The 12,633-nt window shown below is 71.2% G+C and carries 6 protein-coding genes; all 6 read left to right on the forward strand.

Translation table 11 applies throughout. From position 1 onward, the window contains the following. Positions 1-3: 3 nt before the first annotated feature. The 6 genes from IQ279_RS00960 to pulA all read left to right on the forward strand — a co-directional run bounded on the left by IQ279_RS00960 (position 4) and on the right by pulA (position 12,559). Positions 4-1,023 (forward strand): carbohydrate ABC transporter permease, encoded by a 1,020-nt coding sequence (locus IQ279_RS00960; protein ID WP_206346315.1) that lies wholly within the window; start codon positions 4-6, stop codon positions 1,021-1,023. A gap of 5 nt (positions 1,024-1,028) precedes the next feature. Next, the gene (locus tag IQ279_RS00965; RefSeq protein WP_206346316.1) at positions 1,029-1,955 is read left to right on the forward strand and encodes a sugar ABC transporter permease; all 927 of its coding nucleotides are present in this window, start codon (positions 1,029-1,031) and stop codon (positions 1,953-1,955) included. 58 nt (positions 1,956-2,013) lie between these two features. Next, on the forward strand, positions 2,014-3,669 hold the full coding sequence (locus IQ279_RS00970; protein WP_206346317.1) for a glycoside hydrolase family 13 protein: 1,656 nt from the start codon (positions 2,014-2,016) through the stop codon (positions 3,667-3,669). Next, positions 3,666-4,772 carry a LacI family DNA-binding transcriptional regulator gene (locus IQ279_RS00975; protein ID WP_206346318.1) on the forward strand — a complete coding sequence of 369 codons (1,107 nt, stop codon included), beginning with the start codon at positions 3,666-3,668 and terminating at the stop codon, positions 4,770-4,772. Before IQ279_RS00970 ends, IQ279_RS00975 begins: the two co-directional genes overlap by 4 nt. A 486-nt stretch (positions 4,773-5,258) precedes the next feature. Then, entirely contained in the window at positions 5,259-6,923 is a 1,665-nt protein-coding gene (locus tag IQ279_RS00980) for a carbohydrate-binding module family 20 domain-containing protein (RefSeq protein ID WP_241027437.1), read from the forward strand. 233 nt (positions 6,924-7,156) lie between these two features. Next, positions 7,157-12,559 carry a pullulanase-type alpha-1,6-glucosidase gene (gene pulA / locus IQ279_RS00985; RefSeq protein WP_206346320.1) on the forward strand — a complete coding sequence of 1,801 codons (5,403 nt, stop codon included), beginning with the start codon at positions 7,157-7,159 and terminating at the stop codon, positions 12,557-12,559. Positions 12,560-12,633: the final 74 nt, after the last annotated feature.

The following is a 12,633-nucleotide window of genomic DNA, read 5'->3' on the forward strand; positions in this document are numbered from 1 at the left end:
ACCATGGCTGTCGAGACCGGCCAGTCGGTGGCACCGGCCGCGGGCGGAGACGCCCGCGGCCGCGGCCGCGGAACTGGCGAGAAGTCCAGCAAGGTCCCCGGACCGCTGCGCCGCGCGATGGCGACGCACTGGTACGCGTGGGCCATGGTGGCCCCCGTGGTGATCGTCATCGGGGTGATCATCGGCTATCCGCTGTTCCGCGGCGTCTGGCTGTCCCTGACGGACGCGGACGAGGCCAACGTCGCCCGCACCATCGGCGTCAACGAGATCGAGGCCACCTACGAGTTCATCGGTCTCGAGAACTACAGGGCCATCCTCACCGACAACGTCTTCTGGGACCGGCTCGGCTGGACGGTGCTGTGGACGGTCGGCTGCGTCTCCGTGACCTTCCTGCTGGGCCTGGTGCTGGCCACCATGCTCAACCGGAAGCTGCGTGGCCGGGCGGTGTACCGCATCGCGATCATCCTGCCCTGGGGCATCCCCGCCTTCGTCTCCGTCTTCGCCTGGCAGATGCTGTTCAACGAGAAGAACGGCATCCTCAACAGGATCCTGGAAGGCGGCGGCATCGAGGGCGTCCCCTGGCTGGGCGACCCCACCTGGGCGAAGATCTCCGTCATCGCCGTGAACGTCTGGCTGGGCGTGCCGTTCATGCTCGTCGCCCTGCTGGGCGCCCTCCAGTCCATCCCCTCGGAGCTGCTGGAGGCCGCCGAGGTGGACGGCGCGAACGCCTGGCAGCGCTTCCGCAACGTCACCCTGCCGGGCATCCGCTCGGTCAGCAGCACCGTGGTCCTGCTGAGCACCATCTGGACGTTCAACATGTTCCCGGTGATCTACCTGCTCACCCGCGGCGGGCCGGGCGACTCCACCGAGATCCTGGTGACCTACGCCTACCGGCTGTCCTTCCTCAACAGCCCGCGCGACTTCGCCACCTCCGCGGCCTGGGGCGTGCTGATCCTGCTGCTCCTGATGCTCTTCGCGGTGTTCTACCGCCGTTCGCTCCGCAAGCAGGGAGAGGTGTGGTGACGACGATGGACACCACGAAGACCACCACCGCGACCACGACCCCCGACCCCGCCACCACCGCGCCCGTGCCGCCGGCCGGCGGCGGGCGGCCCCGGCGGGTGCGCGGGCGCGGCGAGCGCGGGCCGCTGGCCTCCGCCGCGCTGCACGCGGGCCTGCTGCTCGCGGCCGTGGCCGCGGTCTTCCCGCCGTTCTGGCTGCTGGTGACATCCTTCAAGCCCAAGACGGAGACCTTCACCACCTCGCTGGTGCAGAACTTCACGCTGGAGAACTACACCCACGTCCTGGGCGACACCTACTTCCTGACCTGGTTCTGGAACTCGGTGGTGGTCGTGGCGGCGACCACGCTGCTCGGCGTGTTCATCTCCGCCACCACCGGCTACGCCGTCAGCCGCTTCCGCTTCCCCGGGATGCGCCCGCTGATGTGGACCCTGCTGATCACGCAGATGTTCCCGATGGCGATCCTGATCGTGCCGCTGTACAACCTGATGGCGCAGCTCGGCCTGCTCAACCAGCCCGTCGGACTGATCATCACCTACCTCACCATCGCGGTGCCGTTCTGCGCCTGGATGATGAAGGGCTTCTTCGACACCATCCCCGTCTCCATCGACGAGTCGGGGCGCGTGGACGGCCTCAACCCCTTCGGCACCTTCTGGCGGCTGATCCTGCCGCTGGCCAAGCCGGGGCTGGCCGTCACCGGCTTCTACAGCTTCGTGACGGCCTGGGCCGAGGTCGCCTACGCGTCGGCCTTCATGACCGGCGAGGAGAACCTCACCCTCGCCGGCGGCCTGCAGACCTTCGTCAACCAGTACGTGGGCGACTGGGGATCGATGACCGCCGCCGCGGTGATCATCGCCGTCCCGGCCGCGATCGTCTTCGGTATCGCCCAGCGGCACCTCGTCGCCGGACTGACCTCCGGCGCCGTCAAGTCCTGACCCGCCGCCCCACCCGTCCGGCACCTCGCGTCCCCCCACTCACGACACCAGGGATGACATGACCCAGCACTCATCAGCCCCCGCCACCGGCACGGCCCCGGCCATCCGCACGGACGCCACGGGAGAGCCGACCGGCTGGTGGCGCGACGCGGTGATCTACCAGGTCTACCCCCGCTCCTTCGCCGACGGGAACGGCGACGGCATGGGGGATCTGGCGGGCGTCCGCGCGCGGCTGCCCTACCTGGCCGACCTGGGCGTCGACGCCGTCTGGCTCAGCCCCTTCTACGCCTCCCCGCAGGCCGACGCCGGCTACGACGTCGCCGACTACCGTGCCATCGACCCGATGTTCGGCAACCTGCACGACGCCGACGCGCTGATCCGCGACGCCCACCAGCTGGGGCTGCGGATCATCGTGGACCTGGTGCCCAACCACTCCTCCGACCAGCACGAGTGGTTCCAGCGCGCCCTGCGCGAGGGCCCCGGCTCGCCGCTGCGCGACCGCTACCACTTCCGCCCCGGCCGCGGCCCGAAGGGCGAGGAGCCCCCCAACGACTGGGAGTCCATCTTCGGCGGCCCGGCCTGGACCCGCACCGAGAACCCGGACGGCACCCCGGGGGAGTGGTACCTGCACCTGTTCGCCCCCGAGCAGCCCGACTTCAACTGGGAGAACGAGGCCGTGCGGGACGAGTTCCGCTCGGTGCTGCGCTTCTGGCTGGACATGGGCGTGGACGGCTTCCGCATCGACGTCGCCCACGGGCTGGTCAAGGCCGCCGGGCTGCCCGACATGGGCCGGGCCGGGCAGCTGAAGCTGCTGGGCAACCAGGTGCTGCCCTTCTTCGACCAGGACGGCGTCCACGAGATCTACCGCTCCTGGCGGCGGATCCTCGACGAGTACCCCGGCGAGCGCATCGGCGTCGCCGAGGCCTGGACGCCCAGCCCCGAGCGCACCGCGCTCTACCTGCGCGCCGACGAGCTGCACCAGGCGTTCAACTTCCACTACCTGGGCACCGCGTGGAACGCCGAGGCGCTGCGGGAGGTCATCGACCAGTCGCTGGACTCCATGCGCCCGGTCGGCGCCCCCACCACCTGGGTGCTGTCCAACCACGACGTGGTGCGCCACCGCACCCGGCTCGGCGGTGGTCTGGGCCGCGCCCGCGCGGCCTCGCTGCTGATGCTGGCGCTGCCCGGCTCGGCCTACGTCTACCAGGGCGAGGAGCTGGGCCTGCCCGAGGTCGCCGACCTGCCCGACGAGGTGCGACAGGACCCGTCCTTCTTCAAGGACAACGGCCAGGACGGCCTGCGCGACGGCTGCCGCGTGCCCATCCCGTGGACGCGGACCGGTTCCAGCTACGGCTTCGGCTCCGGCGGAAGCTGGCTGCCCCAGCCCGGGCAGTGGGCCGAGCTGTCGGTCGAGGAGCAGACCGGCGACCCCACCTCCACGCTGGAGCTGTACCGCAGCGCGCTGGCGGTTCGCCGCGAGCACCCGGCGCTGGGCGCGGGCGAGAGCGTGGAGTGGCTGGAGGACTTCCCCGTCGGCGTGCTGGCCTTCCGCCGCCGTGCGGCCGACGGCTCCGGCCGCGACCTCGTGTGCACGGCCAACACCACTGACCGGCCCGTGGAGCTGTCCGCTGCGCCCGGCCGGGCGCTGCTGGCCAGCGGCGAGTACGAGGGCGGGGCGATCCCGGCCGACACCACCGTCTGGTGGGAGGTATGACCGACACGGGTACGGCGCCCGCGCCGGTCCCCCAGCAGGGGGGACCGGCCGCGGGCGCCGTACCCGGCAGTGCTCCCGGGACCGCCCGTCTGGCCGACATCGCGGCCCAGGCCTCGGTCAGCGAGGCCACGGTCAGCCGCGTGCTCAACGGCAAGGCGGGTGTGGCGGCCGGCACCCGGCAGAAGGTGCTGGCGGCCCTGGACGTGCTGGGGTACGAGCGGCCGGTGCGGCTGCGGCAGCGCAGCGCCGGCCTGATCGGGTTGGTCATCCCGGAGCTGACCAACCCGATCTTCCCGGCGTTCGCCCAGGTCATCGAGCAGGTCCTGGCCGGACACGGCTACACCCCGGTGCTGTGCACCCAGATGCCCGGCGGCGCCACCGAGGACGAGCTGGTCGACCAGCTCGTCGAGCGGGGCGTCAACGGCATCGTCTTCCTCTCCGGGCTGCACGCCGACACCACCGCCGACCCGGGCCGCTATGTGCGGCTGTCCGGGCGGGGCGTGCCGTTCGTGCTCATCAACGGATTCAACGAGCACGTCAGCGCCCCCTTCGTGTCGCCCGACGACCGGGCGGCGGCCCGGATGGCGGTACGCCATCTGGTGGATCTGGGCCACGATCCCCTGCGGATCGGCCTGGCGGTCGGCCCCGTCCGGTACGTCCCGGTGCGGCGGAAGGCGGAGGGGTTCACGGCGGCGCTGATCGAGCAGGGCGTGCCCGCGGCGCGGGTGCGCGAGCAGGTCCAGCACACGCTGTTCACCCTGGAGGGCGGCCACGCCGCGGCGGGCGCGCTGATCAGCGCCGGCTGCACGGGGGTGGTCTGCGGCAGCGACCTGATGGCGCTGGGCGTGGTGCGGGCGGCCCGGCAGCGCGGGCTGGAGGTTCCGCGCGAGCTGTCGGTGGTCGGCTTCGACGACTCCGAGCTGATCGCCTTCACCGACCCGCCGCTGACCACCGTGCGCCAGCCGGTCAAGGCCATGGCGAGCGCGGCGGTGAACGCCCTGCTGGAGGAGATCGGGGGGAACCCCGTCCAGCACTCGGAGTTCGTCTTCCAGCCCGAGCTGGTGGTGAGGGGCTCGACGGCCCCGCCGCCGCAGCCGTCGTAGGAACGGGCACATGCCGCCGGGCGCCGGCGGGCGCCCGGCGGTGTGTGCCCTGACGGCCCGCCGCCGGACGCCCGCCGGCGCCCGGCGGTGCGTCCGGGGGGAAACCGTGTGCGGCGGGGAGTCCGCGGGCATCCCGGCCCGGCCGGCCGGGCGCGTGGGGGCCATGTGCCTGGTCCCCCGGCCGACCGGACCGGGAGTGTGGTTGAACGTAGCACCGTGCAATCTCTTGCGAAAGAGTTTGCGCAGAGGCGACGGCTGTGTTTCCCGGAGATGTCCAAAGCCTTGACGGCCCTTCGGGGTCCGTCTACGGTCTCCTGCGCGAAGACTTTCAGGCACTTTCAGTCTTCTTGCGGCAAGAGCATTCATTGCTCCATCGCCTTACGGGCGCGGCGCGTTGCCCCCAGGCAGGCACTCGCATCTGCTTCCCCCACAGGAGGAAACGTGGCCAGGAGATCAGCGGCCGCCACACTCGCGCTTGTCGCGGGCATGGCAGGCTCCCTCATAGCCGTTCCCGGATCGGCACAGGCCGCGCCGCCCGGGACCAAGGACGTCACCGCCGTGATGTTCCAGTGGCGCTTCGACTCGATCGCCAGGGCCTGCACCGACACCCTCGGCCCGGCCGGCTACGGGTACGTCCAGACCTCGCCGCCCCAGGAGCACATCCAGGGCAGCCAGTGGTGGACGTCCTACCAGCCCGTCAGCTACAAGATCGCCGGCCGGCTCGGCGACCGAGCGTCCTTCAAGAACATGATCGACACCTGCCACGCGGCCGGTGTGAAGGTCATCGCCGACGCGGTCATCAACCACATGTCCGCCCACGCGAGCGGCACCGGCACCGGCGGCACCCCGTTCGGCAAGTACGACTACCCCGGCATCTACAGCGGCCGGGACATGGACGACTGCCGGTCGGAGGTGAACAACTACCGGGACCGGGCCAACGTCCAGAACTGCGAACTGGTGGGCCTGGCCGACCTCGACACCGGCGAGGACTACGTCCGCGGCCGTATCGCCGCCTACCTGAACGACCTGCTCTCCCTGGGCGTGGACGGCTTCCGCATCGACGCCGCCAAGCACATGCCCGCCACCGACCTGGCCGCCGTCAAGTCCCGGCTGTCCAACCCGAACGTCTACTGGAAGCACGAGGCCATCCACGGCGCCGGCGAGGCGGTCTCGCCCACCGAGTACCTCGGCAGCGGGGACGTCCAGGAGTTCCGCTACGGACGCGAGCTCAAGCGGGTGTTCAACAGCGACAAGCTCGCCTACCTGAAGAACTTCGGCGAGGGCTGGGGCTTCATGGAGTCCGGCAAGTCCGGGGTCTTCGTGGAGAACCACGACACCGAGCGCGTCGGCGACACCCTCAACTACAAGGACGGCGCCAACTACACCCTGGCCAACGTCTTCATGCTGGCCTGGCCCTACGGCTCCCCGGACGTCCACTCCGGCTACGAGTGGTCCAACAAGGACGCGGGCCCGCCCAACGGCGGCAACGTGACCGCCTGCTACAGCGGAGGATGGAAGTGCCAGCACGCCTGGCGCGAGATCTCCTCCATGGTCGCCTTCCGCAACGTCTCGCGCGGACAGGCCGTCACCGACTGGTGGGACAACGGCAACAACGCCATCGCCTTCGGGCGCGGCTCCAAGGCGTACGTCGCCATCAACCACGAGGGCTCCTCGCTCTCGCGGACCTTCACCACCTCCCTGCCGTCCGGTGACTACTGCGACGTCCAGAGCGGCAGGAAGGTGACCGTCGACGGATCGGGCCGGTTCACCGCCACCCTCGGCGCCAACACCGCCCTGGCCCTGCACACCGGCGCCCGCACCTGCTCCGGCGGCGACTCCGGCGACGGCGGGGACACGGCCGACGGAGCCTCGTTCAACGTCGAGGCCACCACGGTGATGGGCCAGAACATCCACGTCGTCGGCAACCGGGCCGAGCTGGGCGGCTGGAACACCGCGAACGCCCCCAAGCTGGACCCGTTGGGCTACCCGGTGTGGAAGCTGGACGTGGACCTGCCGGCCGGAACCTCCTTCGAGTACAAGTACATACGCAAGGACGCCGGCGGCAACGTCACCTGGGAGAGCGGGGCCAACCGCACCGCCACGGTCCCCGCCGACGGCAGGGTCGTCCTGAACGACACCTGGCGCAGCTGACCCGCGCGCGGCGCCGGCCCCTGCGCAGACCCCGGCGCCGGCTCCCGCGCAGGCCATGAGACGGCCGCCCGGACCCCGGCCCACTTCCCCGCCGCCGGGCCGGGCGGCCCACGGCGCCCAGCCGGTCATCCGGCCGTCCGGACTCCCCCCACAGGTCATCCCCCACACAGCGCGACCACACAGCGCGACACCGCGCACCACGCACAGATCACCGCACCCGAGGAGAGCGACCCGTGACAGGTCCCCTGGCGCGCAGAGGAGCGGCCGCGAGCATCGCGGCCGCGCTCCTGGCGACGCTCATCACCGCGGCGGCACCGGCCAAGGCCGCACCACCGCCGCCGTCCGACGCGAAACTGGCCGCCGAGCCCACCCGGCACGACCTGACACGGGAGCAGTTCTACTTCGTCCTGCCCGACCGCTTCGCCAACGGGGACCGCTCCAACGACCGCGGCGGACTGAAGGGCGACCGCCTGACCACCGGCTACGACCCCACCCACAAGGGCTTCTACCAGGGCGGCGACCTCAAGGGCCTGACGAAGAAGCTCGACTACATCAAGGGCCTGGGCACCACCGCCATCTGGATGGCGCCCATCTTCAAGAACAAGCCGGTCCAGGGTGAGGGGGAGAACGCGTCCGCCGGCTACCACGGCTACTGGATCACCGACTTCACCCAGGTCGACCCGCACTTCGGCACCAACGACGACCTGCGGAAGCTGATCGACGCGGCCCACGACAAGGGCATGAAGGTCTTCTTCGACGTCATCACCAACCACACCGCCGACGTGGTGAACTACGAGGAGAAGTCCTACTCCTACCTGTCCAAGGGCGCCTTCCCCTACCTCACCGAGGACGGCAGGCCCTTCGACGACGCCGACTACGCCGACCGCGCCGCCGGGAAGAGGTTCCCGAAGACCGGCCGCGACTCCTTCCCGCGCACCCCGGTCGTTCCGGCCGCCGAGAAGGACGTCAAGGTCCCCGGCTGGCTCAACGACCCGGAGATGTACCACAACCGGGGCGACTCCACCTTCGCCGGGGAGAGCTCGCAGTACGGCGACTTCTACGGCCTGGACGACCTGTGGACCGAGCGTCCCGAGGTCGTCGAGGGCATGAAGAAGATCTACCAGCGGTGGGTGAAGGACTTCCGGATCGACGGCTTCCGTATCGACACGGTCAAGCACGTCAACATGGAGTTCTGGACCCAGTGGGCCACCGCCCTGGACGCCTACGCCGCGAAGAAGGGCCGCGAGGACTTCTTCATGTTCGGCGAGGTCTACTCCTCCGACCCGGCCCAGATGGCCCCCTACGTCACCCGCGGCAAGCTGGACGCCACCCTCGACTTCGGCTTCCAGGAGGCGGCCCGCTCCTACGCCTCCCAGAGCGGGCCGGCGGCCAAGCTGTCGGACCTGTTCGCCCAGGACTACCGCTACACCACCGGCCGCTCCAACGCGTACGAGCAGGTCACCTTCACCGGCAACCACGACATGGGCCGCATCGGCGCCTTCCTGCGCCAGGACAACCCCGGCGCCGGTGACGCCGAACTGCTCAAGCGGGCCGAGCTCGCCAACGAGCTGATGTTCCTCAGCCGCGGCAACCCGGTGGTCTACTACGGCGACGAGCAGGGCTTCACCGGCACCGGCGGCGACCAGGACGCCCGCCAGACCCTCTTCGCCTCCGAGGTGCCCTCCTACCTGGACGAGGAGAAGAACGACCGGATCGGCACTGACCGCACCCACGCCGAGGACGCCTACGACACCTCCCACCCCCTGTACCGCTCCATCGCCGCCCTGTCGAAGCTGACCCGGAAGTACCCCGCCCTGCGCGACGGCGTCCAGACCGAGCGGTACGCGCACAGCGGCGACGGCCCCGGCGTGTACGCCTTCACCCGCACCGACGCCGAGCGGCGCACCGAGTACCTCGTCGCCGCCAACAACGGCGAGAAGGCCCGCACCGTCGAGATCCCCACCGGCTCGGCCGGCACCACGTTCCGCCAGATCCACGGCGGCGACGCCACCGTGCGCACCGGATCGGACGCGAAGCTGACCGTCACCGTCCCGGCCCTGTCCACCGCGGTGTTCAAGGCGGCGAAGCCGCTGCCCGCCCCCGCCGCCGCGCCCACCGTCGAGCTGGAGGCCCCCGCCGCGGGTGCCACCGGCACCGTCGAGATCACCGCGAACGTCGGGGGAGGAGACGGCGGCACGCCGAACCGCGTCGTCTTCGCCGCCCAGGCGGGCAACGGGAAGTGGCAGACCCTCGGCACCGCCGACCACGCCCCCTACAAGGTCACCCAGCACATCGGCCGGGACGTGAAGGCCGGAACGCCGCTGCGCTACAAGGCCGTCGTGGTCGACGCCAGGGGCCGCACCGCCTCCGACACCGCCTCCTCGGCCGCCGGCCAGGCCCCGCCGCCCGAGAAGCCCTCGGCCGTCGAGCGGGACTGGGCCGTCGTCCACTACCAGCGCACGGACGGCGACTACGACGGCTGGAAACTGGTCGCCGGCGACCGCACCGCCGACTTCACCGGCCGCGACGCCTACGGCGCCTTCGCCTGGATCAGGCCGGCCGACGGCGAGGGCAAGGTGTCCTTCACCGTCACCAAGGACGGCGTGGACGACGGACCCGAGCGCACCATAGACCTGGCCAGGACCGGCGAGGTGTGGGTCGAGCAGGGCAGCGACAGGACGCTGCCCGAGCGCCCCGAGGGCGTCTACCCGCCGCAGGACGGGAAGAAGGCCGTCCTGCACTACCACCGCACGGACGGCGACTACGACGGCTGGGGCCTGCACACCTGGACCGGCGCCGCCGAGCCCACCGACTGGTCCAAGCCGCTGATGCCGGTCGAGGAGGACGCCTTCGGCGTCACCTTCGAGGTGCCGCTCGCCGAGGGCGCGACCTCGCTGAGCTACATCGTCCACAAGGGCGACACCAAGGACGAGAACGCCGACCAGTCACTGGACTTCGCCACCCACGGCCGCGAGGTCTGGAAGCTGTCCGCCACCCCCGGCTACCTGCTGCCCACCACCGGCAGCGCGCCCGACCTGGACCTGGACGGGGCCGGAGCCCAGTGGATCGACCGGGACACCGTCGCCTGGAAGGTCAAGGCCACCGACGCCACCAGCCAGCAGCTCGCCTACGACACCCGCGGCACCATCGCGGTCGAGGACGGCGCCCTGAACCACGAGGGCCGCTGGCTGCGGCTGAACCCCGTGCCCGGCGGGCTGAGCGACGCGCAGAAGGAGAGGTTCCCGCACCTGAAGGACTACCCGGCCTTCCGTGTCGACCCCCGCGACCGCGACCGGGTGCGCACCGCCCTGCGCGGCCAGATCGTCGCCACCCAGCGCAACACCGAGGGCGCGCTGCTGGCGGCGACCGGAGTGCAGATCCCCGGCGTGCTGGACGACCTCTACGGCAGGAGGGCGGCCAAGGCCGACCTCGGCCCGGTCTTCGACCGCAAGGGGCGCCCCACCCTGTCGGTGTGGGCACCCACCGCGCAGCGGGTCTCCCTCGAACTGGACGGCCGCACCGTGCGGATGCGCCGCGACGACGCCACCGGCGTGTGGAGCGCGCGCGGCAACCGGAGCTGGACGGGCAAGCCGTACCGCTACCACGTGAAGGTCTGGGACCCCTCGGTGCGGAAGGTGGTCACCAACAAGGTCACCGACCCCTACTCCACCGCCCTGACCACCGACTCCGTAAAGAGCCTGGTCGTCGACCTGTCCGACCCGAAGCTGGCCCCCAGGGGCTGGAAGAAGCTGGACAAGCCGGCCCCGGCCCCGCTGCGCGACGCGCAGATCCAGGAACTGCACATCCGCGACTTCTCCGTCGCCGACCCCACGGTGAGCGATGAGCACCGCGGCGGCTACCTGGCCTTCACCGAGACTTCCGCCGACGGCATGAAGCACCTCGGGAAGCTGGCGGACGCGGGCACCTCCCACGTCCACCTGCTGCCCTCGTACGACATCGCCTCCATCCCCGAGCGCGCCGCCGAGAGGGCCGAGCCCGCCTGCGACCTGGCGGCCCTGCCCGCCGACTCCGGCGAGCAGCAGGAGTGCATCGGGAAGATCCGCGACGAGGACGCCTACAACTGGGGCTACGACCCGCTGCACTACACCGTGCCCGAGGGCTCGTACGCCACCGACGCCGACGGCACCACCCGCACCGTCGAGTACCGCGAGATGGTCAAGAGCCTGAACGAGGCCGGACTGCGGGTCGTGCTGGACGTGGTCTACAACCACACCATGGCCGCCGGGCAGGACGAGCAGTCCGTCCTGGACCGCATCGTGCCCGGCTACTACCACCGCCTGCTGGCCGACGGCACGGTGGCCACCTCCACCTGCTGCGCCAACACCGCGCCCGAGCACACCATGATGGGCAAGCTCACGGTCGACTCCATCGTCACCTGGGCCAGGCAGTACAAGGTGGACGGCTTCCGCTTCGACCTGATGGGCCACCACCCCAAGGCCAACATCCTGGCCGTCCGCGAGGCGCTGGACGCCCTCACGCCCGAGAAGGACGGCGTCGACGGCAAGAGCATCATCCTCTACGGCGAGGGCTGGAACTTCGGCGAGGTCGCCGACGACGCCCGCTTCGTCCAGGCCACGCAGAAGAACATGGCCGGCACCGGCATCGCCACCTTCTCCGACCGGGCTCGCGACGCGGTGCGCGGCGGAGGCCCCTTCGACGCCGACCCCGGCGTCCAGGGCTTCGCCAGCGGCCTGTACACCGACCCCAACTCCTCGGAGGACAACGGCAGCCGGGCCGAGCAGAGGCAGCGGCTGCTGCACTACCAGGACCTGATCAAGGTCGGCCTGTCCGGCAACCTCGCCGACTACACCTTCACCGACACCTCCGGCAAGCGGGTCACCGGCTCGCAGGTCGACTACAACGGCTCACCGGCCGGATACGCCGGCGCCCCCGGCGAGGCGCTCGCCTACGCCGACGCCCACGACAACGAGACCCTCTACGACGCCCTGGCGTTCAAGCTGCCCCAGGACACCCCGGCCGCCGACCGGGCCCGTATGCAGGTGATCGCCATGGCCACCGCCGCCCTCTCCCAGGGACCGGCCCTCAGCCAGGCGGGCAGCGACCTGCTGCGCTCGAAGTCGCTGGACCGCAACTCCTACAACTCCGGCGACTGGTACAACGCCATCCACTGGAACTGCGAGGCGGGCAACGGCTTCGGCCGCGGGCTGCCGCCGGCCTGGGACAACGAGGACAAGTGGCCGTACGCGAAGCCGCTGCTGACCCTGGCCGACCTCTCGCCCTCCTGCGGGGAGATCCAGGGTGCCTCCGCCGCCTACCGCGACCTGCTGGAGATCCGTTCCACCGAGGAGGTCTTCAGCCGGTCCACGGCGGCCGGGGTCCAGCGGGTGCTGTCCTTCCCGCTGTCGGGCGAGGAGGAGACCCCGGGCGTGATCACCATGCGCCTGGCGGACGGCGACCGCGACCTGGTGGTCGTCTTCAACGCCACCCCCGAGCGGCAGACGCAGACCGTCTCCTCGCTCGCCGGCGCCTCCTACGCACTGCACCCGGTGCAGGCGGAGGGCTCCGACGAAGTGGTCCGCAGCGCCGCCTTCGACGGGAAGAAGGGCGCCTTCACGGTGCCGCCGCGCACGGTGGCGGTGTTCGCCGCGCGGTGACCCGCGCGGGGCGGTAGACGGGAAAGACCTCGGGGCGGGGCCGGCGACAGACGGCCCCGCCCCGAGGCGCGTCC

This window comes from Streptomyces verrucosisporus, assembly GCF_017114865.1.
Taxonomy (GTDB): domain Bacteria; phylum Actinomycetota; class Actinomycetes; order Streptomycetales; family Streptomycetaceae; genus Streptomyces; species Streptomyces fenghuangensis.

Bases quoted from the DNA above. Each gene is read 5' to 3' on its own strand.
- IQ279_RS00960 (WP_206346315.1), top strand. From the start codon at position 4: ATGGCTGTCGAGACCGGCCAGTCGGTGGCACCGGCCGCGGGCGGAGAC.
- IQ279_RS00965 (WP_206346316.1), top strand. From the start codon at position 1,029: ATGGACACCACGAAGACCACCACCGCGACCACGACCCCCGACCCCGCC.
- IQ279_RS00970 (WP_206346317.1), top strand. From the start codon at position 2,014: ATGACCCAGCACTCATCAGCCCCCGCCACCGGCACGGCCCCGGCCATC.
- IQ279_RS00975 (WP_206346318.1), top strand. From the start codon at position 3,666: ATGACCGACACGGGTACGGCGCCCGCGCCGGTCCCCCAGCAGGGGGGA.
- IQ279_RS00980 (WP_241027437.1), top strand. From the start codon at position 5,259: ATGGCAGGCTCCCTCATAGCCGTTCCCGGATCGGCACAGGCCGCGCCG.